The organism is Fontibacillus phaseoli (genome assembly GCF_003337355.1).
GTDB classification, from domain to species: Bacteria; Bacillota; Bacilli; order Paenibacillales; family Paenibacillaceae; genus Fontibacillus; species Fontibacillus phaseoli.
The window spans coordinates 50,015-74,088 of record NZ_QPJW01000018.1 but is presented as its reverse complement, the minus strand read 5'-3'; the positions used below and the strand labels follow the sequence as shown (position 1 = coordinate 74,088).

Here is a 24,074-nt window from a genome sequence, read left to right as displayed (position 1 = left end):
AAGACCCCTTGAAGACGACGAGGTTGATAGGCCTGAGGTGGAAGTGCAGCAATGTATGGAGCTGACAGGTACTAATCGGTCGAGGGCTTATCCAATATCTAACACGCAAATTCACGTTTCGTATCCAGTTTTCAGGTGATCAAAACATCTGAACTAAGCTGCATGCCTTTTATAAGGTTTGATATTTTCTCGCAGCGATTTGAAGAAGCGAAAGCTTCGAAAAATCATGTTTGGTGGCGATGGCGGAGGGGTTCCACGCGTACCCATCCCGAACACGACCGTTAAGCCCTCCAGCGCCGATGGTACTTGGACCGAAGGGTCCTGGGAGAGTAGGACGCCGCCAAGCAACGAAGAAAGAGCACTGCCGATAACCTCGGTAGTGCTCTTTTTGTTATATAAGGTGTCAACAGGTGCCAACTTAACTGGAAAACCTACAGCTAATTTCGAAGAATTAGCTCTTTCGAGACAATTAACTGGAAAACCTGTAGCTAATTTGGAGGGTTTGAGCCATTTTAGAGGAAAAGCGCAAAATTAGATGGAGGTTTTCCATCTAATTGACTTCGGAAGTCCTTCCACGCTAAATTAGCTGTAGAAAGTTCAGTTAATTAAGTTGTGATAGTTCGATGAACCCAAGTATACTCCGATTGCGTGAAATGGACTCGAGTAAATTATAAACCAAATGAAATTCAGTAGTATTTGTTCATAAAACCTGTTTGACGGCGATAGGCATTGCATTGCGAAGAATAAGGCTAAATTATACTAGCTCTAAAATTCGCCGGAAATTGCCGTCCCAGATCTGATGTTTGCAATCCACCGTTTCCGTATCCGGAGAGCAATTGGAATGGTAATAGCATGCATCCATGCCTATGCGTTTGGCGCCCGCGATATCCGTGGTAGCGTCATTCCCGATCATAATAGCCGAGGACAGATCAACATTAAACGTGTCGGCAAGATAGGCGTAGAACAGCGGGTCAGGCTTACAAATCCCCGGTTTGGAAGAGATGGCGATGCCATCAAAAAGGTCTGTAATGCCCAGAATACGCATTTCCGCTTCCACAAAGGTCTCTTGTCCGTTAGATAGCAGGTAAATTTTCTTATTCCGATCCTTTAATGTGCTTAATGTTTCTTTAACGCCGTCATATAACTTCAGACTCCGCATAGAAAGTAATCTAAACCAGCGTACCGTTTCATCGAGCCAGTTCTCTTCTGGGCTGAATCCTATTTCGGAAGCGATATTTTTGAAAATCAAATGAATATCCAACTCAGGAAATTCGCATTCAATGATCGGGGTGGAGATTTGCCGTGTAACCTCATTGCGATATTGCTCTTTAAGCGTACCCGGCTCTATCGAATAACCGTTGTACAGAAAATGATAACTAAGTCTTTCCCAAACGGCAGAGTCTTCCTCATCCGTATGAATATCAATTAGTGTTCCATATAAATCGAAAATATAAGTATTATACATGCTGATGCCTCCATTTAATAAAAGTTTATCGCGTCAAATATTCCGGAGGGTCCTCCTTTCAAAGCAAAGTTGTAACTTCTTTTTAATTGTGGAAACGATTGCACAAGTATTACTTTTCATTTTACCATGATAGTAAGCAGAAAAAGTTAAATAATTCAATCTCATTAAAAATGATAAGGATTGAGAAAGGTTTTATGACCGGTTTCAAAGGGCAAATAGGAATTTGAGGCTCCCCTTGGCAAATCAAAAATTTGTGCTATAATAAATTTAAGTTAAAGTCAAAGAAAGTCAAAGTCAACATATCATGGCCATCCCATATTCAAACCGGCGCATACGGTTAATACTATTCATACATGCGATGCTTGGTTTATAAGCTGAGTTAGGTTCATCGGTGGCGCGGTATGTTGGAGTACTGAGCAATGGAGGATAGGTGATGCGCAATATCTCCGAAATTATTGAAAAATATCTCAAAAGCATCTTGCACGAAAGCCCTGAAGGCGCGGTAGAAATTCAGCGCAACGATCTGGCCGATAAGTTTTCCTGCGTTCCTTCACAGATTAATTATGTAATCAGCACCAGGTTTACGCTCGAAAAGGGATACCTGGTGGAGAGTAAACGCGGAGGCGGAGGATATGTCCGCATCAGGCGGATCGAACTGCCGGGCCCGACCTCTTTGCATACGCACCTTAATCAAACGATTGGCGATGAAATCGGCCAGTCGGCGGCGGAGGGGCTGATTTATCAACTGGAAGAGGCCAGATTTCTAAGCGGCCGGGAAGCTGCTTTGATGCGGGCGGCGGTTTCCAGGGAAGTATTGATGGTCAAACTGCCTTACCGGGATCAAATCCGGGCGAGACTGATGAAGGCGATGCTGATCTCTTTGCTCGGCTGATGACCGGCACCGCCTCAGGTGTTATTAGAGTCTATCCATTGGAGGAGTGAAATCCTATGCAATGTCAAGAATGCGGCAAGCGCCCCGCCACGCTGCATTTTACGAAGATCGTAAACGGCGAGAAGACGGAATTTCATATCTGTGAAGCTTGTGCCAGGGAAAAGGGTGAAATGATCCCGGGGACGACGGGTGGATTTTCCATTCACAACCTGTTGTCGGGTCTGATGGATTTTCATCCCGGCGTCCAAGGTCAATCCGCGAACTCCAAGCAGCCGGAGAACCTCCGCTGTGAAGAGTGCGGCCTGACTTACTCGCAATTCAGCAAGATAGGGCGCTTCGGCTGTAGCTCCTGTTATAAATATTTTAATGACCGCCTGGATCCGCTCTTTAAAAGAGTGCACGGGAACACGGTTCACGTGGGTAAAGTTCCGAAACGGGCAGGCAGTCACATCCAAATCAAACGCAAGCTGGACGACTTGCGGCGTGAGATGCAATACCGGATTCTTCAGGAAGAGTTTGAGGAAGCCGCCGAGCTTCGGGATCAGATCCGCGAACTTGAGAAGAATATTCCCGCAGAGTAGGAGGAGTGCACGATGCCCAATCTTCGTTTTACAGAACAGCCATTAAGCGAATGGATGAGCCAGGGCGGCAAGGAGTCGGATATCGTCATCAGCACCAGGGTGCGGATTGCCCGCAACCTGATTCATCATCCTTTTCCGATGCTGGCAACGGGACAACAGTCCGAGGAAGTGCTGAAGCTGCTCCAGGAAGTCTTGAAGGATGAACGGCTGCAGAATTACGGGAACCTCCATCCGATTCTTTTGGCGGACCTGGAGGACCTGGATAAACGTATACTGGTCGAGAAGCATTTGATCAGTCCCAATTTGGCAGGTGAATCCCGCAGGGGTGCCGCATTTATTAGTGAAGATGAAAGTTTAAGTATTATGGTGAACGAAGAGGACCATTTGCGAATTCAATGTTTGTATCCCGGTTTTCAAGTGCAGGAGGCTTGGAGCAAAGCTACGGAGATCGATGATATTTTTGAGGATCACGTGGATTATGCTTTCGACGGCAACCGCGGCTTTTTGACCAGTTGTCCGACCAATGTCGGTACAGGTTTAAGAGCTTCAGTCATGATGCATTTGCCGGCTTTGGTGCTTACGCAGCAGATCAACCGGATTTTATCGGCCGTTTCCCAGGTGGGATTGACGGTAAGGGGGATCTACGGCGAAGGCAGTGAAGCGATGGGTAACTTGTTTCAAATCTCAAATCAGATTACACTAGGACAAAGCGAAACGGAAATTATTGAGAATTTGTACGGTGTCGTCCTGCAGATTATCGAGCATGAGAAAAATGCCCGCGAAAAGCTGCTTTCCGAATCGCGTTTACGAATGATTGACCGCGTAATGCGTTCTTACGGGATTTTATCCCATGCCGCCATCATGGATTCGAAAGAAGCGGCGCAGCGATTGTCCGACGTTCGGCTTGGCGTAGATATCGGTTTGATCAATGACGTGCCGGCCCAGGTGTTGAATGAGCTCAATGTCATGACCCAACCGGGTTTTCTGCAAAAGCTGTTCGGCGAAAATCTGTCGCCGGGAGAGCGGGATATGTACCGCGCCAAGCTGATTCGGGAAAAAGTGGGTAATTAACGGAAGCAATAGATATTATGTGGAGGTGCAAAGAGAGATGATGTTTGGAAGATTTACGGAACGTGCCCAGAAGGTGTTGGCTTTGGCCCAGGAAGAAGCGGTCAGACTCGGCCACAACAATATCGGTACCGAGCACATATTGCTCGGCTTGATCCGGGAAGGCGAAGGCATTGCAGCCAAGGCGCTGATCGGTCTAGGACTCGGACTTGAGAAAATACAAGATGAAGTGGAAACTTTGATCGGCCGCGGACAGGAGCAACCCTCCAATATTGCCTATACGCCGAGAGCTAAAAAAGTCATTGAACTGTCCATGGACGAAGCTCGCAAATTAGGCCATACCTACGTCGGTACCGAGCACATTTTGCTTGGCCTGATCCGGGAAGGCGAAGGGGTTGCGGCGCGCGTGCTGAACAACCTCGGCATCAGCCTCAACAAAGCGCGCCAGCAAGTGCTTCAACTGCTTGGCAGTAGCGAAGCCGTCTCGAGCCATCATGGAGCGCCAGCCAATGTCAATACGCCGACGCTGGACAGCTTGGCCCGTGACTTGACGGTCTCCGCCAAAGAAGGAAATCTCGATCCGGTTATCGGACGCAGTAAAGAAATCGAACGGGTTATCCAGGTGCTTAGCCGCCGGACCAAGAACAATCCGGTCTTGATCGGTGAACCCGGCGTCGGGAAAACGGCGATTGCCGAAGGCCTGGCGCAAAAAATCATCAACAACGAAATTCCGGAAACCCTTCGCGATAAGCGAGTAATGACGCTCGATATGGGCTCCGTAGTAGCAGGCACTAAATATCGCGGCGAATTTGAAGACCGGCTGAAAAAAATCATGGACGAAATCCGGCAAGCGGGCAATATTATCCTGTTTATAGATGAGCTGCACACTTTGATCGGAGCGGGTGGCGCGGAAGGCGCCATTGACGCTTCCAACATCCTGAAGCCGGCGCTCGCCCGGGGCGAATTACAGTGCATCGGGGCCACGACGCTGGATGAGTATCGCAAATATATCGAAAAGGACGCTGCTCTCGAACGCCGGTTCCAACCGATTACGGTAGATCAGCCGTCCGTTGAGGAAGCGATTCAAATCTTGCACGGGCTTCGCGACCGCTATGAGGCTCATCATCGCGTGAAGATTACTGATGAAGCGATCGAGCAGGCCGTCAAATTGTCGGACCGCTATATTCAGGACCGGTTCCTGCCGGATAAAGCGATCGACCTGATCGATGAGGCAGGGTCAAAGGTAAGGCTGAATTCTTACACGGTACCGCCGAATTTGAAGCAGTTGGAGAACCGCCTGGAAGATATCCGCAAGGAGAAAGACGCCGCGGTTCAAAGCCAGGAATTCGAAAAAGCGGCGGCCCTTCGCGATACCGAGCAAAAGATCCGCGAAGAGCTGGATGTAACGAAAAACCAGTGGAAAGAAAAACAGGGCCGTACCGACTCCGAGGTAACCCCGGAGGATATCGCGCAGGTCGTTGCCAGCTGGACGGGGATTCCGGTCAGCAAGCTGAAAGAAGAAGAGACCGAGCGTTTGCTCAATATGGAGCAAATCCTGCATGAACGGGTTATCGGCCAAGATGAAGCCGTTAAGGCAGTCAGCCGGGCGATTCGCCGGGCGCGTGCGGGTCTTAAGGATCCGAAGCGTCCAATGGGCTCCTTCATCTTCCTCGGGCCAACCGGGGTAGGTAAGACCGAGCTCGCCAGAGCGCTTGCCGAATCGATGTTCGGCGACGAGAACGCCGTTATCCGGATCGACATGTCGGAGTATATGGAGAAGCATTCCACCGCCCGTTTGGTAGGCGCGCCTCCAGGATATGTCGGCTATGAGGAAGGCGGTCAACTTACAGAGAAGGTACGCCGCAAACCTTATTCCGTCGTCCTGCTGGATGAGATCGAAAAAGCACACCCTGAGGTGTTCAATATCCTCCTGCAAGTGCTGGAAGACGGCCGTTTGACCGACTCCAAGGGCCGGGTGGTCGATTTCCGCAACACGCTGATTATCCTGACTTCCAACGTCGGTGCTGAAGCGATCAAGCGGAATACGCGGCTTGGATTTACGGCGGTCGAGGATGCGGGCGCGGATTACGATAACATGAAGGGCAAAGTGATGGAAGAGCTCAAGAAGAGTTTCCGTCCTGAATTTCTCAACCGGATTGATGAAATCATCGTTTTCCACTCCTTGGAGGAATCCCATATCGGTGAAATCGTGACGCTCATGTCCGAGGAATTGCGCAAGCGGCTGCGTGAATACGAAGTTGATTTTGTTTTGACCGACAAGGCCAAGGCATTCCTGGCTAAGGAAGGATTCGATCCGGCCTACGGGGCACGCCCACTGCGCCGGGCCATTCAGAAGCATATCGAGGACCGTTTGTCCGAAGAATTGCTGACCGGGAACGTGAAGAAGGGCGATTCGCTCACGATCGACGAAGAGAACGGCGCGTTGACGGTCGAGAAGTCGGGTTCTTATTCCAAAAACGCTTGACCAAGGAAAAAGAGTTTCTACCATAGAGATTTCAATCTATTACGGACGGACCTGCATTATTTTTGCAGGTCCGTTTATCTTTTTTTGAGGTGCAACGGAGGGATAATAATCGATTTGACGAATTTCTAAAGTAGAGTTCAAGGAGGCTTGTGAAGTGAAAGAAACGATTCTTCTGGTAGACGACGAGAAAGAAATTATTAAGCTGATGGAAATCTATATGCAGAATGAAGGATACCGACTGCTTACGGCGTCGGACGGCCTGGAAGCGTTGGAACGATTGCGGTCCGATTCCGTCGATCTGATTATCCTGGATGTCATGATGCCCAGGCTGGATGGTATTGAGGCTTGCATGCGGATTCGCGAAGAACGCGATACTCCGATTATCATGCTGTCCGCCAAGAGCCAGGACATGGATAAAATCGCCGGGCTGAGCATCGGAGCCGACGATTATGTCTCCAAGCCGTTCAATCCTTTGGAACTGATAGCCCGGGTCAAATCGCAACTCAGACGTTATAACCGCTTTGCCAGACAGGTAGTTCCCCCGAATCTTAACGAGATTACTATCGACGACCTCATTATCAATACCGCGATGCATAAGGTAACGGTGGATCAGCGGGAAGTAAAGCTGACGCCGCGCGAATTTGAAGTTCTTCATATGTTGGCCCTCAATTGTGGGATCGTGCTTAGCATGGACAGGATTTACGAGGAAGTCTGGAAGGAACCGTACATGGAGTCCAAGAATACCGTTATGGTTCATATTCGCAGGCTGCGCGAGAAAATCGAAAGAGATCCGCAGCATCCCAGATTCATAAAGACCATATGGGGAATCGGCTATAAAATGGAGCCAAATTGAAAAGATCAGGAGTAACCATGAGAATGAAGCGGTTATTGTCGTTGCGGGTGAAATTTTTACTGTATGTCATAGGCAGTTTCGTGTCTACGGTCTCCGTGTTATATGTGTGCTGGCAGTTGGCGGCTTACGTGCTCAAGCTTCCGAATTCTCCATTCGTAGCGCCCTTTCGTTCGATTATACGAGCGGTAATTAATCATATCGGCTCGGTTCCGGCTATCATTGTGGTGGGGATGGTTATGTTCGTAACCATATATTTTTTGCTGGCGAGAGGAACAACAAGGTATTTGAAGGAGATCGACCAAGCGCTGGTGGAAGTCGGATTGGGTCATCTTGATGTAAAGATCCCGGTGCGCACTTCCGATGAGCTCGGTAAGATAGCGGAAAGCTTGAATACAACCATGAGGGGATTAAATTCATCCTTACAGGAAATCATCAACGGGCTCGAGGAAATTGCAAGAGGGCGGTTTGACCGGGAAATCGCTGTCCAAACCGGAGAACTGGCCAAGGTATCCGAGAGCATCAACAGCATGGCGGTTCAACTCAGCCGTTCCATTGAGGAAGAACGTCTTGCAGAAAGATCGAAGAACGACCTGATTACAGGCGTCTCTCATGATCTGCGGACGCCGCTTACGTCGATCCTTGGGTTTTTGAAGGCGATCGAAGAAGACCGTTATAAAGATGAAACGGAATTGCGCTACTATGTCAATATCGCTTATGAAAAATCACTGGATTTAAAAAAACTCATTGACGAATTGTTCGAGTATACGCGGATTCACAACGGTCTTCCGATCCAGAAATCGGAGCTTGATCTAGTCGGCTTTCTTCGCCAACTCGCCGAAGAGTTCGTCCCGGCGCTGGAACAAGCCGGCATGGTCAGCCGCGTTACGGCGCTGCAAGAAGAAGTGCTCATTCCGGCCGATGGGAATTTGCTTGTCCGTGTCTTTGAAAACTTGATGGTCAATGCCATCCAATACGGCGCGGAGGGAAAATTTATCGATATTCAGGTCGGTACAATAAACGGGTGGGCCCGTGTCGCATTTATCAATTACGGCGAGGAGATTCCTTTAAGCAGCCTGCCCCATCTGTTTGACCGGTTCTATCGCATTGAGGGCTCCCGTTCGAAGTCGACGGGGGGAACAGGGCTTGGCCTGGCCATCAGCAAAAGTATTGTCGACGTCCATGGAGGACTAATATCGGTAGAGAGCAATCGTCAACAAACCGTGTTTGAGACGCGGTTTCCGCTGGCTTGAGCCTGTAGGGCCGGCGGTAACGCGTCTAGCGAATAGGCGGTAAGCCCATGTGTGAATGCCCGGCTAACAGCATCCGTTGCGGATGCTGTTAGCCGGTTTTTCTTTGCCGGATGACACTTGAAACTTGTAAGAAAATGATAAGTTTTTGTTAAGCTTTACTGTACGAATTGTTAAGTTCCCTCTTTTATACTTCTCTTCGATGATTGGAAAAATAGAGGGGAGCTACTCGTACATGGTTTTCTCAAGTCTGGTCTTCTTATATCTTTTTTTACCCGCCCTGCTTCTGGTATATTTCATATCGAAAAATTCGTCATATCGGATTTGGGTTTTGATTTTATTTTCCTACCTGTTTTATGCCTGGGGGGAACCCGTTTGGGTCATTCTGCTTTTGCTGGCTTCTATGCTGGGGTATTTGTTTGGTCTCGGCATGGAGCGTTTCAGAGGGACGCGGCTGGCCAAAGTCCAATATGTCGCGGCTATTGCCATTAATATTGGACTATTGGGGACTTTTAAGTATGCGGGTTTTCTCGTAGAAAATATAAACTTGATCCTGCCCCTGAATCTTCCGGTCCCGGAAGTAAAGCTCCCTATAGGCATCTCCTTTTTCACTTTTGAATTAATTTGTTATCTGACGGACGTCTACAAGGGAACCATTCGTGCCCCCAGGTCGCCGAAGAAAGTGTTGTTCTATGTCTCCTTCTTTCCGCATCTGGTAGCTGGCCCCATTATCCGGTATACCGATATTGAGCGGCAGATCGAGCATCCGCGGGTTTCTTTGGCGGGGTTTAGCGAAGGAATATCCAGGTTTCTGTTTGGTCTGGGGAAAAAAGTACTGCTGGCTAACCTGCTTGGGGAGACTGCCGCGCAATTGCTGAATCCCGGTTCGCCGTCCTCCTCGGTATTGGGGATGTGGTTCGGCATCACCTTGTTTGCTTTGCAAATTTATTTCGACTTCTCCGGTTATTCGGATATGGCGATTGGCTTAGGCAAAATGTTTGGCTTTAATCTGCGGGAAAACTTCAATTACCCTTATATCTCCAAATCAGCGGGGGAGTTTTGGCGGCGCTGGAACATGTCGTTGGGAGGTTTTTTTCGCGATTATGTTTATATTCCGTTAGGAGGCAATCAAAAATCTTATTTGCGCAATTTGTTTGTCGTCTGGTTTCTGACCGGCTTTTGGCATGGGGCAAGCTGGAATTTCATCATTTGGGGATTATACTTCGGAACGCTGATTTATTTGGAACGGCGATGGCTTCTGAAGTGGCTGGGTAAACTCCCTGCCGCCTTCGCTCATCTGTATGCCGTATTCACGATTTTGATCGGCTGGGTCTGGTTCTATTTCACGAACCTTACTGAAGCGGCAAAGGCGTTGCTAATTATGTTCGGGCTATATCCTAGGGAATTCGCCAATTTGGAATTGCAATTCTATTTCCGGGATAATTTATTGCTGTGTATGGCTGCTATGCTGCTTTCGACTCCCCTGGTAAAAAGAGGGCTGCAGCGAGCGATGAAACCATTCCCCAAGCTAAGATCGGTGCTGATGGTCGTCGGCGCGCAGCTACTTCATGCGGCGATTCTAATACTCGCAACGATTCTGCTTGTCGGCAGTTCCTATAACCCGTTTCTCTATTACCGGTTCTGAAGGGGAGGATCAGGATGAAATTTCGGAATACATTTAATACACTTTTCTTTTTGCTGGTTCTATTTGGCTTTGGAATCGTAAACCTTGCCTTTTTCCAATCCGGAAGCGTCTCTTCACTGGAACAGCGGAACCTTGTCCGGCGGCCCGCATTTTCGTTGGATCGCTTTATCTCGGGGGAGTTTCCGCGGGAGTTTGATGATTACTTCTCGGATCATTTCGCGTTTAGGACATTAATGGCCAAAGCGGGGGCTTACCTGATGGAGTTCAAAGGATTGCCGGATAAAAATGAAGCAACGATACTTCAACAGGGCGGCGACAACACTTCTCAAAATCTGAAACCCGGTAACGGAACCGGCGCAGCGGCGAATACAGGACAGGCAGTCCAATATTTGATTTTTAAAGACCGGGCATATACGCTCTTCAAATACTCAGAGCCGTCGGCCGAGAGGTATGCGGATGCGCTGAACCGCTTCAAGTCAGCAGTAGATCCAGAGATCCGAGTGTATTCCTTGCTCGCCCCCACCTCAGCGGACTTTATTGAAGAAGAGAAATACAGAGAATTATCTTATTCCCAAAAGGCGGCTTTCGATCATATCAATGAATCGTTGAACCCCGAAATCAAACCGATTGACGCATACGGGATGTTGGCCCGGCATATCGATGAGGAGCTCTACTTCCGGACCGATCACCATTGGACCGCTTTGGGCGCTTATTATGCATACGTAAAGCTGATGGATGCACTGGGAGAGGAACCCGTGCCGCTGAACTCTTATTTAAAAGGGGAAATCAAAGAATTTCTGGGCTCCGCATATAAGGCAACGTTAAGTTTCAGGCTCAGGGCGCATCCCGATACGATAATTTACTATGAGCCCGCTGAAAAATACACCTACACCCGGTACTCAACAGCCGGCAAGGAGATCGAGGGCGGAGCCGTCGATCCGGAGTACGCCAAGGCAAGCGGCGGATTGTATTCCGTGTTTTTGGGAGGGGATTTCCCTTGGGGCGAGATACAAACGGAACATAAGAACGGCCGAAAGATCCTCGTCGTGAAAGACTCCTACGCAAACGCCCTGATTCCTTTTCTGATTCCGCATTTCGAGAATATTTATTATATTGATCCCCGATTTTTCAGCGGAAGTTTGACCGGCTTTGTGAAGGAGCATGATATTTCCGAGGTCTTGTTTTTAAACAATTCGACAGTAGCCCGCAGCCAAGGAATTGCCGAGTTAATTAACAAGCGGATGTAATATTGTAAAATATTCCTCGACATTTACTACAAAACCCCGTCATTTTCGCCGATGAAATAGATAGAGGCAGCTTCCAAAGCGGCGCTTTGGGGCTGTTCTTTTTTATAATAAAGCATACATAAAATACAACTCTTGCCTAACCCAATTTGACCGTAATAACTTTACGCCAAATCTGAAAGAATGGTAAACTTTGAATGTCACCTTTGTGGTGTGACCTGCAAGGTTTGTCAAATTTTGCAGTGTGGAAAAGGAGAGATAAATGGTTAAAGTAAAAACAAAGTTTTATTGCACCGAATGCGGATACGAGTCGCCTAAATGGTATGGAAAGTGCCCGGGATGCGGGTCTTGGAACACCATGGTAGAAGAAACGGAAAAAGTGGTCAAGACTCAGGGGCTCACTTCAGGCTTATTTCATACGAAAGAAAAGCCGCTTCCGATCATAAATATAGAAAGCGGCCAGGAGCCGCGGATACAAACGGGAATTGGCGAGCTAAACCGTGTTCTTGGCGGAGGCATCGTTCCCGGATCGTTGATCCTGGTAGGGGGAGATCCCGGCATTGGGAAGTCCACGCTTTTGTTGCAAACCTCGCATGAGATGGCCAAAGCGGGTCTCCGGGTGCTCTATATCTCCGGGGAGGAATCGACCCGCCAAACCAAACTTCGCGCGGAGCGGCTCGGGGCATTGTCTCCCGATTTATACGTACTATGCGAAAGCGCCATGGACGGTATTGAAGAAGCCATAGACCAGGTGAAACCCGATTTTTTGGTGATCGACTCGATTCAGACGGTCTATCTGCCCGAGGTAACGAGCGCTCCCGGAAGTGTTTCCCAGGTCCGTGAATGTACCGCCCGGTTTATGCGGATCTCCAAAGGGCAGGGCATCGCCACGGTGCTGGTGGGCCATGTTACCAAGGAAGGCGCAATTGCCGGTCCCCGCATGCTGGAGCATATGGTGGATTCAGTGCTATATTTTGAAGGCGAGCGCCATCATTCTTACCGGCTGCTCCGGGCGGTGAAGAACCGGTTCGGTTCGACTAACGAAATCGGCATCTTTGAAATGAACGAAGCGGGTCTTGCGGAAGTGGCAAATCCGTCGGAATTGTTCCTGTCCGAGCGTCCGCTTGGCGTCGCGGGCTCTACGGTGGTGGCTTCCATGGAGGGTACGCGACCGATGCTGGTGGAATTGCAAGCGCTCATCGCATCAACTCAGTTTCCGTCGCCGCGGAGAATGGCGACCGGTGTGGATCATCACCGGATGAACCTGATCATCGCGGTGCTCGAGAAGCGGATGGGCATGTTTTTGCAAAACCAGGACGCTTATGTAAATCTTGCCGGCGGCGTCAAGCTTGATGAACCGGCCGTGGATCTGGCGATCGCCGTAAGCATCGCGTCCAGCTTCCGCGACCTGCCGACCAAACCTTTTGACGTATTTTTCGGGGAAGTCGGATTGACCGGCGAGGTCCGGGCGGTTTCCCGGGCGGAACAGCGGGTAAAAGAAGCCGCCAAACTCGGATTCAAACGGGTCATTCTTCCCGAAAAAAGCATGAAAGGGTGGAAAGGCCCCAAGGAAATACAATTAATCGGTGTAAATACCGTTGCAGATGCGCTAGCTGTTGCGTTAGATTAGGGGGCACTAAATGATGAAGGAAACAACCCAAGCGGAAAAAATGAATGATTTGCTTAGGCTCGTTGCGCCGGGTACCGCTTTTCGAGACGGGCTGGAAAACGTACTCCGGGCCAAAACCGGCGGCCTTATCGTCGTCGGTTACAGCCCGGAAGTGATGGAAGTGGTAGAGGGCGGCTTTTCCATCAACTGCGATTTTTCGCCAAACTATTTATATGAACTTGCCAAAATGGACGGCGGCATTATTCTGAGCGAGGACTTGAAACGGATTTTGTACGCCAACACCCAACTCATCCCGGACTCCTCCATCTCCTCTTCGGAGACGGGAATCCGTCACCGAACGGCCGAGCGCGTGGCCAAACAGACGGGCAAGCTCGTTGTATCGATCTCCCAGCGGCGGAATATCATTACGCTGTATCAAGGCGGGTTGCGATACGCGTTGAAGGAGATTGGCGTCATCCTGACGAAAGCCAATCAGGCGATTCAAACGCTGGAGAAGTACCGGTCGGTACTAAATCAGGCACTCACCAACCTGACTGCTTCAGAGTTTGAAGAACTGGTTACAATACCTGAAGTCATCAATGTCATGCAGCGGGTGGAAATGGTCATTCGCATCAAGATGGAGATCAAGCGGTTCATCAATGAACTGGGGACAGAGGGACGCCTGATCAGCATGCAGATGGAGGAATTGGTCAGCAATATGGAGGAGGAGGCCTGGCTTCTTTACAAAGACTATGCCAAGGATGACAGCGATGAAGCGATTCGCGAAATTATTCTCGGATTGAAGCGCTCCACCGATGACGAACTGCTGGATGACAACCATATTACTCGCCTGCTCGGTTATCCGATTTCGGTCGCTACTTCGGAGGAACTGATCTCGCCTCGCGGCTACCGGGTACTGAACAAAATTCCCCGGCTTCCGAATGTGATCATACACAATCTGGTGGAACGCTTCCGCGATCTTCCGAGTGTCCTGATGGCAACGATCGAAGAACTGGATGAAGTCGACGGCATCGGAGAGGTGCGGGCCCGTGCGATCAAGGAAGGGTTGAAGCGGCTTCAAGAGCAGGTATTCATTGACAGGCAAATTTAATTCTCCTACAATCAAATGATGATGTTAAGGAATATCTATTCGAGGTGAAAAGATGATTACTAAATCAATTCCGAACCTGTTTACCTTAGGTAACCTGTTTCTCGGAATGTTGGCGATGATGCTGGCGCTTGACGGCAGATTCAGCCTCGCCGCCATCATGGTCATTGTCGCTATGCTGTTGGACGGACTGGACGGACGCGTGGCCAGAGCTTTGAACTGTCAAAGTGAGTTTGGCAAGCAGCTTGACTCGTTATCGGATATCATCTCTTTTGGCATTGCTCCGGCACTCATTATGTATTTGATTTCATTCCATGACCTGCCGCAAACCGGGCTCGCCTGGGTTGTTACCGCGATCTTTCCGATGTGCGGAGCGCTTCGACTGGCCAGGTTTAATGTGCAAAAAGGCATTCCGGGATATTTCATCGGTCTGCCGATCCCGGCCGCAGGGGGCGTGGTTGCGACATTGTCGCTATTTCATAAGGACATATCGGCACCTTATTTTATCATTTCGATGCTTCTGTTATCTTATCTGATGGTAAGCTCGGTCAAATATCCGAATTTCAAGAAACTCGGTTTGCCAAAGAAGGCTGTTGTGATTACGCCGTTTGTCGTTGTGCTCGCCGTAGTGATCGCGGTGCTTTTCCCGGAAGAACTGTCAAAATTGATCTTCGTGCCGCTTGTTCTGTATGCGGGCTATGGATTGAAGCAGAATATCGACAAGCTGCGGCGCCGCAAACGGAGGGGCGATGACGATTCCGAAAGCGTATACCGGCCTAAACGCTAACAGGCCAAACCAAGCAAAGAAATCCAAAATAAAAAAGGCATTGCCTTCTGCCGCCGTGCGGAAAGCGATGCCTTTTCTTTGTTATTTAAGAAGTCGAGGGTGTCTTAGGACATATTGAATAAGCCAAGGGTGGAGCATTTTTGCGATTCTTTCTCCAGCACTTCGTCGAGCTCGATCCCAAGCAGATTGCAAAGCGCGGAAGTATAGAACAAGCTGCGTCCAAGTTCATTGCTGATCGCATCCCGGCAGTTTTCGCACAATTCACCCTGGACGTGCTGATTGATTCTCTCCTTGGCCTGTTCGAGGCTCATGCCCGGCTCGAACTCCTGTTTGGTGGCATGAAGCTCAACGCAGCCGCATTCGGTAACCGCTTTGGTCACGGAGCGGACAGCTGCGGCGTTGGTTTGTCCCATTTTAGACATGACGTCCAGCAGACTGCGGTGACGGAGCAACAGTTCAGAAACTTGGTCTTGAAAAGATTGAAGGCTTGGTGCGCTCATTATCCATCCACCTCAATATTATGAATTGAGTTCATTATATGCCACTTTTTCCCCACTTATCAACCAGAAATCCCGCACAGCGCGGGTTCTTTCCGAAGATACTCCAAAATCGTCTTCCAAAAAAAGTTGCTTCACCCCCGATTAGGGTACCAAAAATTGGATCATACTGGATAGAGATATTACTTAATCAGGAGGTGAAGAGAGTCATGCTGAAAAAAAGCTTATTGATCATAGCTGGGCTATGTGGTGCTTGGTTCGGTTATACTATCGAAGGATTCGCAGGGGTGTTTCCTGAGCCGCTCAAGGGCTGGTTTGATGGAATGAGTCCTCTGGTAGCTCATTTAATTCTGGCGGTAGCGGGAGCATGTCTGTTTTTATTTTTCTTTTCGCTTACAGCCGATGTAGTCTCGGCAAGAGTGAAACAATGGATAACGGGTTTGATCGAAATCCCGATGAAGGACATGGCGGCTGGAGCGGCCGGACTGACTGCAGGACTTCTTCTTTCTTTAATGGTCTATCCCGTTTTGTCCTGGTTTGGAACTCTGGAAAGTTTGGCTCAGCTTGCGGTCTCCGTACTGTTAGGTTATATAGGCCTATATGTGGGACTGGAGAAAAAAGAGGAGCTGTCTTCCTTGTGGATTTCAGGAAAATGGGGCAGTGGGAATCAAGAGGAAGAACGGCGGCTCGAGGAACATAAAATATTGGATACGAGCGTCATTATCGACGGCCGGATCGCCGACATTTGCAAGACGGGCTTTATCGAGGGAACGATCGTCATCCCGGAATTTGTGCTGGAAGAGCTTCAGCATATTGCTGATTCCTCCGATTTATTGAAGCGGAACCGGGGACGCCGGGGATTGGATATTTTAAATAAAATCCAGAAGGAACTCGATGTGAAGGTCCTGATTTATGAAGGGGATTTTGAAGAAATCTCCGAGGTCGACAGCAAGCTGGTCAAACTGGCCAAGGTATTGCAGGGGAAAGTCGTAACCAATGATTTCAACTTGAATAAAGTGTGCGAGCTGCAAGGGGTTTCGGTCCTCAATATCAACGATCTTGCCAATGCGGTCAAACCGGTCGTTCTGCCTGGCGAGGAAATCATGGTGCAGGTGATCAAGGACGGCAAGGAGCACGGACAAGGCGTAGCCTATCTGGATGACGGCACGATGATCGTCGTGGAGGGTGGACGCGATTTTATCGGCAGCATTACCGAGGTGTTGGTGACCAGTGTATTGCAGACCTCGGCGGGACGAATGATCTTTGCCAAACCGAAACTGTTGGAAAAAGCGCAGTAAATTCGGTATGATGGGAATAAATGCGGGGAATGGATTTTCGCATTATTCTGGCAAGGTGAGGCAGGATGTCATGGAAATAGAATCACTCCCGACAGCCGGGGTTATCGTGGTGGCGGCCGGCCGGGGAACAAGGATGGGCACGAAGGAGAGCAAGCAGTTTCTCTTTTTTCAGGACAAGCCGATCATCGTTCATACGCTGGACGTATTTGACCGCCATCCATGGATTAGCGAAATCGTGCTTGTCACCGGGGAGCAGGACGTGGAACGTTGCCGCGCCTGGGTCGCCGAATACGGCATTTCGAAACAAGTAAAAGTAATACCGGGCGGCGCCGAGCGTCAGCATTCGGTATACCGGGGACTGCTTGAGATCGGCACTTCCTGGGTACTGGTGCATGATGGCGTGCGCCCTTTTGTCACGAGCGGGCAGATTAGTGGCTGTCTTGAGGCAGCGGTGAAGCACGGTGCTTCCATTCTCGCCGTTCCGGTAAAGGATACGGTCAAGCAGGTTGACGGGCAAGGGCTGGTGACCGCGACACCGGACCGCCGCAGCTTGTGGGCGGTTCAGACCCCGCAAGCTTTTCGGCGCTCCGATTTGGTGACGGCGCACGAAACGGCGGAGGCCGATGGTTTTATCGGCACGGACGATGCTTCGCTTATCGAGCGGCTTGGTATTCCCGTGGTCGTGACCGAAGGCGGGTACAACAATATTAAGATCACGACGCCGGAGGACCTGGACTTTGCAGAAGTCATCGGCAAAAAGAAGGAATTCGGGGGAGAGAACAAACTATGATCGCAGTTGGACAAGGATATGACGTGCATCAGTTGGTTGAGGGAAGGCCTTGCATCATTGGGGGCGTGACGATACCGTATGAAAAGGGGCTGCTCGGCCATTCCGACGCCGACGTGCTGCTGCATGCGGTGAGCGACGCCATTCTGGGGGCGCTGGCACTGGGCGACATCGGCCGGCATTTTCCGGATACGGATTCGGCCTTCAAGGGTGCGGACAGCCTGGTGCTGCTGCGCCGGGTATGGGAGATGGCCACGGAACGGGGGTACCGGCTTGGCAATCTGGATGCAACGATCATCGCGCAGGCGCCGAAAATGGCGCCGTACGTTTCGCAGATGGTCGAGGTGATTGCGGGGGCGCTAGAAGCGAAGCCGGAGCGGGTTAACGTGAAGGCGACGACGACCGAGCATCTTGGATTTACGGGCCGGGGCGAAGGCATTGCGGCGCAATGTATTGTATGCCTGATCTCGGATGTGCTATCATCTTAGGATTGTAAGGTTTGTTTGGATTAAGTTCATATTTGGAGGGGATTGGAATGACAGAGGTTCGAGTACGGTATGCCCCGAGTCCTACAGGGCATTTACATATCGGCAATGCCAGAACGGCGCTGTTCAACTATTTATTCGCCAGACATCATGGGGGCAAGTTCATTATCCGGATCGAGGATACCGATGTGAAACGGAATGTTGCCGGTGGGGAAGAAAGCCAGCTTACTTACCTGAAATGGCTCGGCGTGGATTGGGATGAAAGCGTCGATGTCGGCGGTGAATACGGGCCTTATCGCCAAACCGAGCGGCTGGATATTTACCGCACGTACTGGCAGGATTTGCTGGACCGCGGGTTGGCTTACCGCTGTTATTGCACCGAAGAAGAGCTGGAGCAAGAACGCGAGGAGCAAACCGCCCGTGGGGAAATGCCGCGTTATTCCGGCAAGCACCGGAATTTGACGCCGGAGCAGTGCGCCGCTTTTGAAGCGGAAGGTCGCGTTCCTAGCATCCGGTTCCGTGTACCGGAAGGCCGCACCTATACCTTCGATGATCTCGTCAAAGGTCCGATTACGTTCGAGTCCGATGTCAGCGGCGATTTTGTCATTGTAAAAAAAGACGGCATTCCGACCTACAACTTCGCCGTGGCGCTCGATGATCACCTGATGAAAATCAGTCACGTGCTGCGCGGGGAAGATCATGTATCGAATACGCCGCGGCAGTTGATGATCTATGAAGCTCTCGGTTGGGAACCGCCTGTCTTCGGACATATGACCCTGATCGTCGGCGATAACCATAAAAAGTTGAGCAAACGCGACGAATCGGTAATTCAGTTCATCGAGCAGTATGACAAGCTTGGCTATTTGCCTGAAGCGCTGTTCAACTTCATCGCCCTGCTGGGCTGGTCGCCGGAAGGAGAAGAGGAAATCTTCTCACGGGACGAGCTGATTTCGATTTTCGACGCGAACCGGTTATCGCGTAGTCCTGCCGTGTTCGATAAGCATAAACTTGCCCACTTGAATAATCATTATATCAAGAATGCCGATTCCGAATTAATCGCCAGTCTTGCGATTCCTCATCTGCAAGCGGCGTCTCGTTTGCCGGCGGAGTTGACGCCGGAACAACAAGCCTGGGCTAAGACGCTCGTTGCGCTGTACCAGGAGCAAATGACGGCGGCATCGGACATCGTGGAACTGTCGGATATGTTCTTCCGCAGTCACCTGGAACTGGATGCGGAAGCGGCTGCCATACTGGCCGAGCCGCAGGTGCCGGACGTGCTGAGCGCCTTCCTGGGCAAAATTGAAGCCTCTGCGGAATTCACGCCGGAGCAAATGGCCGTCCTGATCAAGGAAGTACAGAAAGAAACCGGCGTTAAAGGGAAAGGGCTCTTTATGCCGATCCGCGTAGCGTTGACCGGGCAAACTCACGGCCGGGATTTGAACCAGACCATTTACTTGCTGGGCCGCGATGTCGTCACTGACCGGTTGAAATCGCAAATCCGCGGCGCCTAGTTGTGGAATAAATCATTTATTGTCAGTATAATGGACTATCATGTAAGATATAGGCATCGGCATAGAACGGGAGAAGTACGTTTATGCGCCAGTATTGTCCAGAGAAGATAACCAAAGAAGCGGCTTCGCCGTTTTCAGGCTGGAAGTTATCTCAATACGCGCGGCGGAAATGCACCCGGGAGCCGCAGACTCGAGCGCGCCGTTCAGGCGCGGGTAGATGCTGCCGTATCGTTCGCGTTAAGGACGCTTAGGAGGGATGAGTTCGACAATTAGGCAACCTTTGCAGTCTATGCAATGGCAGCTATTGCGAGCTGATCCGAAGCAGAGTGGAACCACGCATCAGGCGTCTCTGCAGCGAAAGCTGCGGGGGCGCTTTTTTTGATGAATGGCGGTTGACCGGGAGAGAAGCGTAAGCAAACAGATAGAGGGGGAAACGCTTATGTTCAAAAGAATGAAGTCCGATATTCAAGCTGTATTTGAAAACGACCCGGCCGCCAGAAGCTGGTTCGAGGTGGTCTTCACCTATTCCGGTCTTCACGCGATTTGGAGTCACCGGTTTGCGCATGCGTTTTATCGTCACCGCTGGTTTACGCTGGCCAGAATCGTGTCCCAGGTTAGCCGCTTTTTTACCGGCATCGAAATTCATCCGGGTGCCCGGATCGGAAACCGGCTGTTTATCGACCACGGCATGGGCGTTGTCATTGGGGAAACTTGCGAAATCGGGGACGACGTGGTGATCTATCAGGGCGTTACCCTGGGCGGTAGCGGCAAGGAAAAAGGCAAGCGCCACCCGACGATCGGCAACAATGTCGTCATTGGGTCAGGCGCGAAGATATTGGGTTCTTTTACAGTAGGGGATCAAAGCAATATCGGGGCTAACTCTGTCGTGCTCAAAGAAGTGCCGGCGGGCAGCACGGTTGTCGGTATTCCGGGCAAAGTCGTTCGGCAGGGCGGGAAACGCCTGGACCGTCTCAGCCACCAGTTGCCGGATCCCGTGGTCGATGCGATGCGTTCGCTTCAAGAAGAAATAGGACAATTGCAAAAAGAAGTTGCAAGATTAAAGCACGGTTCGCCTAGTAAAGACGGCCAAGGAATGACATGAAGGTGAATCGTCTTGTCTATGACAAGGGGATTCAAGGTAAAATAGAGTAGAACTCAAAGCGGAAAGGATCGAGAGTATGGCGCTGCAAATATATAACACGCTTACCCGAATGAAGGAGCAGTTTGTTACCCAGAAGCCCGGAAAGGCATCGGTTTATGTGTGCGGACCAACCGTATACGGATATATTCATATCGGGAACGCGCGGCCGATGATTTTTTTCGATGTTGTGCGCAGTTACCTGGAGAATCAAAATTATGAAGTGAATTATGTAGTCAATTTCACCGACGTGGATGACAAACTGATCCGCAAAGCGGAGGAAATGAATCTGTCGGTACCGGAAGTATCCTCCATGTTTATCGACGCGTATTACGAGGATCTGGAAGGCCTGGGAATTCCTCGGGCAACGGCTAACCCGCGGGTAACGGAAAATATGGACATCATCATAGAGTTTATCCGCGACCTGGAAAGCAAAGGCTATGCCTATGAGAACGGCGGGGACGTCTATTACCGGACAGGGAAATTCGAAGGCTACGGCAAACTGTCGGGTCAAAAGATCGAAGAGCTGCAGTTCGGTATCCGGATCGAGGTGGATGAGCGAAAAGAAAACCCGGAGGATTTCGTGCTTTGGAAAGCCGCAAAGCCGGGGGAAATCCATTGGGATAGCCCATGGGGCCAAGGACGACCGGGATGGCATATCGAATGCTCGGCCATGTCCCGCCATTTGCTTGGAGACACGCTGGATATCCACGGGGGCGGACAAGATTTGCAATTCCCGCATCACGAGTGCGAAGTAGCCCAATCCGAAGCGGTGACCGGCAAACCTTTGGCAAGCTATTGGATGCATAACGGCTACATTAATATCGGCGGGGAAAAAATGTCGAAATCGCTCGGCAACGGGGTGTTGGTGAAGGACCTCCGGTCCCAGTACAAGCGTGAATCGCTGCGGTTTTTCATGCTATCGACCCATTACCGCAATCCGCTGAATTTCACAGATGAGTCGATGGTGCATGCTGAGCGCGGCGTAGAACGGATCGCTAACGCATTGGGGAATCTGCGTTACCGGCTGCAGGAAGCTGCCGGGAGCGGGGAGGGTGCGGCGGTAACGCCGGAGTGGGAGCGGAAGCTTCGGGAAATTGGGCTGACCTTCCACGCCAAAATGCAGGATGATTTCAATACGCCGGATGCGATTACGGCAGTGTTTGAATGGGTGAGCGAAGTGAACGGCCTGCTGCAAGGCTCGGACGTGTCGCGCGCCGATTTGGAAGCCGCGCTGAAGCTGTTCGAGGAAATGAACGGCGTGCTGCGGATTGTCGCGGAAGAGGAGCAAGAGCTGCTGGACGACGAGATCGAAGACCTCATCGAGGAGCGTGTGGAAGCCCGGAAGTCGAAGAACTGGGCCCGTGCCGACGAGATTCGCGATCTGTTGCAGGAGCAGGGCATCCTGTTGGAAGATACGCCGCAGGGCATGAGATGGCGGCGTAAATGACGGGCCCGGAAACTACCGGGGGCGCGCTGCTGCCTGACGGCGGCAGCGAACCTGCCGCTGGTCCGGCAACGCAGGGGAGCGCCGTATCCGGCGCGCCTGCAGGCCCGGCCAGCGCGTCTGCTGCCGAGCCCGGCTCGGTGCTCTGGTTCCCGGAGCCGCCGTCCAAGCCGGCCCGGTTGCTGCCGCCGCTCGCGCTGGCGTACATCGGCGACGCCGTCTTCGAGGTCGCCGTCCGCCAGCATGTGATCGCCCGGCCGAATCTCCGGCCGCATCACCTGCACCGGCTGTCGACGAAATACGTCTCCGCCAAAGCCCAGGCCGGGCTGCTGGCCCTGCTGGAGCCGCAGCTGACCGAAGACGAGAAAGACGTTGTGCGGCAAGGCCGCAACGCCAAATCCGGCACCATTCCCAAAAATGCGAATGTGCAGGATTACCGTCATGCTACCGCGTTTGAAAGCCTGATCGGCTATCTGTACTATACGGGTGAGCATGATCGCCTGCGCAGCTTGATCGCACATGGCTTCGAATTATATGAACAATAACCCCAGGAGGATTTTTTATGGAGGATCAAGAATGGATTGCCGGTAAACACTCGCTGTTGGAAGCGCTGAGAGCGGGCCGGACGATCAACAAAATATGGGTGGCCGAAGGCGCCCAAAAACATTTAACCCAGCCGATACTGGCGGAAGCCAAAAGCCGGGGGATTATCGTCCAGTTTGTGGACAAGCGGAAGCTGGACCAAATGGCCCCGGGCATACAGCATCAGGGTGTGGTGGCCCAGGCAGCGCCTTATGCCTATGCTGAGGTGGAGGACCTGCTCGCGAGAGCGGCCGAGCGGGGAGAACCGCCGTTTTTGCTTGTTCTGGACGAAATTGAAGACCCGCACAACCTCGGATCGATCTTAAGAACCGCCGAATGCACGGGGGTCCACGGAGTGATCATCCCGAAACGCCGCTCGGCTGCGGTCACGGCAACCGTTTCAAAGACGTCGGCCGGTGCGGTCGAATACGTGCCAGTCGCACGGGTAACTAATCTTGTGCAGACGATGGAGCAATTGAAGGAAACCGGCGTCTGGGTCGTCGGTACCGATGTCGCCGCGAAGGACGAAATCTATGAGGGCGGCAATATTTTCACCGGCCCTGTGGCGATCGTCATCGGAAACGAAAACAAGGGAATGGGCCGCCTGGTCCGGGAGACCTGCGATGTACTGCTGAAGCTGCCGATGAGCGGACAGCTCAATTCATTGAACGCCTCGGTTGCCGCGGGCGTAGTGATGTACGAAGCGCTCCGCAGACGCCGCGCCCAAGGATAGAGACGGATGCGCGACATGCGCGACGTTCTTTTGGTGGACGGGTACAACATGATCGGCGGATGGCCCGAGCTGTCTTCCATTTCCAATACCGACCTGGAGGAGGCTCGGGACCGTCTGTTGGCGAGGCTGGCCGATTACCAGGCCTTCTCGGGGAGGAAGGTGATCGTCGTCTTTGATGCTTACCGGGTACCCGGACTCGGAAAATCATTCGCCCAATATAAAGTCGATATATATTTCACCAAAGAGAAGGAAACGGCGGATGAGTGCATTGAGCGGCTGGTCGGGGAATTAACCCACCGCCGCCGGCAAATTTATGTCGCCACGAGCGATATGGTGGAGCAGCACGTTATTTTCGGGCAGGGGGCTCTCCGAATTTCGGCACGGGAACTGCTGACCCAAGTGGAACAAAGCGAAAAGGATATTCGGGTAAGATTACAGGAACGAAGCCGCAACTCCAGCAGGAATACGATCGATGGCAAGCTGAGCCCGGAACTGCGGCAAATGTTCGAACGGTGGCGCAGGGAATGAAAGTGCATTCTTCTGTTTTGCTCCCAAATGCTCTTGACAAAGTTCGACTTTACATCTTTTGGTACTTTTTCGGTTGACGCTAAT

22 protein-coding genes and 2 rRNA genes are annotated in these 24,074 nt (G+C 51.2%); 22 read left to right on the top strand and 2 right to left on the bottom strand.

Annotated features, from left to right (window positions below):
* Together DFP94_RS24075 and rrf are read left to right on the top strand one after the other, a co-directional pair.
* Window positions 1–95 (top strand): 23S ribosomal RNA (locus DFP94_RS24075); the annotation flags it as partial.
* Window positions 96–229: 134 nt separating this feature from the next.
* A 5S ribosomal RNA gene (gene rrf / locus DFP94_RS24070) occupies window positions 230–346 on the top strand.
* A 408-nt stretch (window positions 347–754) separates the two neighbouring features.
* Here the strand turns inward: rrf and DFP94_RS24065 are convergent.
* Window positions 755–1,465, bottom strand: coding sequence for an HAD family hydrolase (locus tag DFP94_RS24065; protein ID WP_114499009.1), 711 nt, complete (start codon window positions 1,463–1,465; stop codon window positions 755–757).
* A gap of 433 nt (window positions 1,466–1,898) precedes the next feature.
* Here DFP94_RS24065 and DFP94_RS24060 point away from each other — a divergent pair, with 433 nt between their 5' ends.
* The 11 genes from DFP94_RS24060 to pssA all read left to right on the top strand — a co-directional run bounded on the left by DFP94_RS24060 (window position 1,899) and on the right by pssA (window position 14,984).
* Window positions 1,899–2,357 (top strand): CtsR family transcriptional regulator, encoded by a 459-nt coding sequence (locus DFP94_RS24060; RefSeq protein ID WP_114499008.1) that lies wholly within the window; start codon window positions 1,899–1,901, stop codon window positions 2,355–2,357.
* A 56-nt stretch (window positions 2,358–2,413) separates the two neighbouring features.
* The gene (gene mcsA, locus DFP94_RS24055; RefSeq protein ID WP_114499007.1) at window positions 2,414–2,938 is read left to right on the top strand and encodes a protein-arginine kinase activator protein McsA; all 525 of its coding nucleotides are present in this window, start codon (window positions 2,414–2,416) and stop codon (window positions 2,936–2,938) included.
* 12 nt (window positions 2,939–2,950) lie between these two features.
* Window positions 2,951–4,009 carry a protein-arginine kinase McsB gene (gene mcsB / locus DFP94_RS24050; RefSeq protein ID WP_114499006.1) on the top strand — a complete coding sequence of 353 codons (1,059 nt, stop codon included), beginning with the start codon at window positions 2,951–2,953 and terminating at the stop codon, window positions 4,007–4,009.
* A 37-nt stretch (window positions 4,010–4,046) separates the two neighbouring features.
* Complete coding sequence (gene clpC, locus DFP94_RS24045; protein ID WP_114499005.1) at window positions 4,047–6,491, top strand: ATP-dependent protease ATP-binding subunit ClpC; 2,445 nt, start codon at window positions 4,047–4,049, stop codon at window positions 6,489–6,491.
* Between the two features lie 154 nt (window positions 6,492–6,645).
* Window positions 6,646–7,344 (top strand): response regulator transcription factor, encoded by a 699-nt coding sequence (locus DFP94_RS24040; RefSeq protein ID WP_281269526.1) that lies wholly within the window; start codon window positions 6,646–6,648, stop codon window positions 7,342–7,344.
* 17 nt (window positions 7,345–7,361) lie between these two features.
* Complete coding sequence (locus tag DFP94_RS24035) at window positions 7,362–8,594, top strand: sensor histidine kinase (RefSeq protein WP_114499004.1); 1,233 nt, start codon at window positions 7,362–7,364, stop codon at window positions 8,592–8,594.
* Between the two features lie 328 nt (window positions 8,595–8,922).
* A complete protein-coding gene (locus tag DFP94_RS24030; protein WP_245955081.1) occupies window positions 8,923–10,236 on the top strand; it encodes an MBOAT family O-acyltransferase in 1,314 nt (437 codons plus the stop codon).
* Window positions 10,237–10,250: 14 nt separating this feature from the next.
* Complete coding sequence (locus DFP94_RS24025; RefSeq protein ID WP_114499002.1) at window positions 10,251–11,483, top strand: DHHW family protein; 1,233 nt, start codon at window positions 10,251–10,253, stop codon at window positions 11,481–11,483.
* Between the two features lie 259 nt (window positions 11,484–11,742).
* The gene (gene radA, locus DFP94_RS24020) at window positions 11,743–13,110 is read left to right on the top strand and encodes a DNA repair protein RadA (RefSeq protein WP_114499001.1); all 1,368 of its coding nucleotides are present in this window, start codon (window positions 11,743–11,745) and stop codon (window positions 13,108–13,110) included.
* A gap of 13 nt (window positions 13,111–13,123) precedes the next feature.
* On the top strand, window positions 13,124–14,200 hold the full coding sequence (gene disA, locus DFP94_RS24015) for a DNA integrity scanning diadenylate cyclase DisA (RefSeq protein WP_114499011.1): 1,077 nt from the start codon (window positions 13,124–13,126) through the stop codon (window positions 14,198–14,200).
* A 52-nt stretch (window positions 14,201–14,252) separates the two neighbouring features.
* Window positions 14,253–14,984, top strand: coding sequence for a CDP-diacylglycerol--serine O-phosphatidyltransferase (pssA, locus tag DFP94_RS24010; RefSeq protein ID WP_114499000.1), 732 nt, complete (start codon window positions 14,253–14,255; stop codon window positions 14,982–14,984).
* Between the two features lie 104 nt (window positions 14,985–15,088).
* On the opposite strand, the gene DFP94_RS24005 is transcribed toward pssA, so the two are convergent.
* Window positions 15,089–15,484, bottom strand: coding sequence for a nucleoside triphosphate pyrophosphohydrolase family protein (locus tag DFP94_RS24005; protein WP_114498999.1), 396 nt, complete (start codon window positions 15,482–15,484; stop codon window positions 15,089–15,091).
* Window positions 15,485–15,690: 206 nt separating this feature from the next.
* Here DFP94_RS24005 and DFP94_RS24000 point away from each other — a divergent pair, with 206 nt between their 5' ends.
* The 9 genes from DFP94_RS24000 to DFP94_RS23960 all read left to right on the top strand — a co-directional run bounded on the left by DFP94_RS24000 (window position 15,691) and on the right by DFP94_RS23960 (window position 23,990).
* Entirely contained in the window at window positions 15,691–16,779 is a 1,089-nt protein-coding gene (locus DFP94_RS24000; protein WP_114498998.1) for a PIN/TRAM domain-containing protein, read from the top strand.
* A 70-nt stretch (window positions 16,780–16,849) separates the two neighbouring features.
* Window positions 16,850–17,569 carry a 2-C-methyl-D-erythritol 4-phosphate cytidylyltransferase gene (gene ispD, locus DFP94_RS23995; RefSeq protein WP_114498997.1) on the top strand — a complete coding sequence of 240 codons (720 nt, stop codon included), beginning with the start codon at window positions 16,850–16,852 and terminating at the stop codon, window positions 17,567–17,569.
* On the top strand, window positions 17,566–18,054 hold the full coding sequence (ispF, locus tag DFP94_RS23990; protein ID WP_114498996.1) for a 2-C-methyl-D-erythritol 2,4-cyclodiphosphate synthase: 489 nt from the start codon (window positions 17,566–17,568) through the stop codon (window positions 18,052–18,054). The genes ispD and ispF overlap by 4 nt, the downstream gene beginning before the upstream one ends.
* Before the next feature lie 47 nt (window positions 18,055–18,101).
* On the top strand, window positions 18,102–19,562 hold the full coding sequence (gltX, locus tag DFP94_RS23985; protein ID WP_114498995.1) for a glutamate--tRNA ligase: 1,461 nt from the start codon (window positions 18,102–18,104) through the stop codon (window positions 19,560–19,562).
* Window positions 19,563–19,947: 385 nt separating this feature from the next.
* Window positions 19,948–20,664 carry a serine O-acetyltransferase gene (gene cysE, locus DFP94_RS23980; RefSeq protein WP_114498994.1) on the top strand — a complete coding sequence of 239 codons (717 nt, stop codon included), beginning with the start codon at window positions 19,948–19,950 and terminating at the stop codon, window positions 20,662–20,664.
* A 76-nt stretch (window positions 20,665–20,740) separates the two neighbouring features.
* Window positions 20,741–22,150, top strand: coding sequence for a cysteine--tRNA ligase (gene cysS / locus DFP94_RS23975; protein WP_114498993.1), 1,410 nt, complete (start codon window positions 20,741–20,743; stop codon window positions 22,148–22,150).
* The gene (locus DFP94_RS23970) at window positions 22,147–22,692 is read left to right on the top strand and encodes a Mini-ribonuclease 3 (protein ID WP_114498992.1); all 546 of its coding nucleotides are present in this window, start codon (window positions 22,147–22,149) and stop codon (window positions 22,690–22,692) included. Before cysS ends, DFP94_RS23970 begins: the two co-directional genes overlap by 4 nt.
* A gap of 17 nt (window positions 22,693–22,709) precedes the next feature.
* Window positions 22,710–23,462: a 23S rRNA (guanosine(2251)-2'-O)-methyltransferase RlmB gene (gene rlmB / locus DFP94_RS23965; RefSeq protein WP_114498991.1), complete on the top strand. Its 753-nt coding sequence runs from the start codon at window positions 22,710–22,712 to the stop codon at window positions 23,460–23,462.
* Window positions 23,463–23,468: 6 nt separating this feature from the next.
* Window positions 23,469–23,990 carry an NYN domain-containing protein gene (locus DFP94_RS23960; RefSeq protein WP_114498990.1) on the top strand — a complete coding sequence of 174 codons (522 nt, stop codon included), beginning with the start codon at window positions 23,469–23,471 and terminating at the stop codon, window positions 23,988–23,990.
* Window positions 23,991–24,074: the final 84 nt, after the last annotated feature.

Excerpts from the sequence above, each read along its gene's own strand:
- DFP94_RS23970 (WP_114498992.1), top strand. The coding sequence starts at position 22,147 with ATGACGGGCCCGGAAACTACCGGGGGCGCGCTGCTGCCTGACGGCGGC.
- ispF (WP_114498996.1), top strand. The coding sequence starts at position 17,566 with ATGATCGCAGTTGGACAAGGATATGACGTGCATCAGTTGGTTGAGGGA.
- cysE (WP_114498994.1), top strand. The coding sequence starts at position 19,948 with ATGGCGGTTGACCGGGAGAGAAGCGTAAGCAAACAGATAGAGGGGGAA.
- ispD (WP_114498997.1), top strand. The coding sequence starts at position 16,850 with ATGGAAATAGAATCACTCCCGACAGCCGGGGTTATCGTGGTGGCGGCC.
- DFP94_RS24065 (WP_114499009.1), bottom strand. The coding sequence starts at position 1,465 with ATGTATAATACTTATATTTTCGATTTATATGGAACACTAATTGATATT.
- gltX (WP_114498995.1), top strand. The coding sequence starts at position 18,102 with ATGACAGAGGTTCGAGTACGGTATGCCCCGAGTCCTACAGGGCATTTA.
- DFP94_RS24000 (WP_114498998.1), top strand. The coding sequence starts at position 15,691 with ATGCTGAAAAAAAGCTTATTGATCATAGCTGGGCTATGTGGTGCTTGG.
- radA (WP_114499001.1), top strand. The coding sequence starts at position 11,743 with ATGGTTAAAGTAAAAACAAAGTTTTATTGCACCGAATGCGGATACGAG.
- mcsA (WP_114499007.1), top strand. The coding sequence starts at position 2,414 with ATGCAATGTCAAGAATGCGGCAAGCGCCCCGCCACGCTGCATTTTACG.
- DFP94_RS24005 (WP_114498999.1), bottom strand. The coding sequence starts at position 15,484 with ATGAGCGCACCAAGCCTTCAATCTTTTCAAGACCAAGTTTCTGAACTG.
- disA (WP_114499011.1), top strand. The coding sequence starts at position 13,124 with ATGAAGGAAACAACCCAAGCGGAAAAAATGAATGATTTGCTTAGGCTC.
- DFP94_RS24060 (WP_114499008.1), top strand. The coding sequence starts at position 1,899 with ATGCGCAATATCTCCGAAATTATTGAAAAATATCTCAAAAGCATCTTG.
- pssA (WP_114499000.1), top strand. The coding sequence starts at position 14,253 with ATGATTACTAAATCAATTCCGAACCTGTTTACCTTAGGTAACCTGTTT.
- rlmB (WP_114498991.1), top strand. The coding sequence starts at position 22,710 with ATGGAGGATCAAGAATGGATTGCCGGTAAACACTCGCTGTTGGAAGCG.
- DFP94_RS24025 (WP_114499002.1), top strand. The coding sequence starts at position 10,251 with ATGAAATTTCGGAATACATTTAATACACTTTTCTTTTTGCTGGTTCTA.
- mcsB (WP_114499006.1), top strand. The coding sequence starts at position 2,951 with ATGCCCAATCTTCGTTTTACAGAACAGCCATTAAGCGAATGGATGAGC.
- DFP94_RS23960 (WP_114498990.1), top strand. The coding sequence starts at position 23,469 with ATGCGCGACATGCGCGACGTTCTTTTGGTGGACGGGTACAACATGATC.
- clpC (WP_114499005.1), top strand. The coding sequence starts at position 4,047 with ATGATGTTTGGAAGATTTACGGAACGTGCCCAGAAGGTGTTGGCTTTG.
- DFP94_RS24035 (WP_114499004.1), top strand. The coding sequence starts at position 7,362 with ATGAGAATGAAGCGGTTATTGTCGTTGCGGGTGAAATTTTTACTGTAT.
- cysS (WP_114498993.1), top strand. The coding sequence starts at position 20,741 with ATGGCGCTGCAAATATATAACACGCTTACCCGAATGAAGGAGCAGTTT.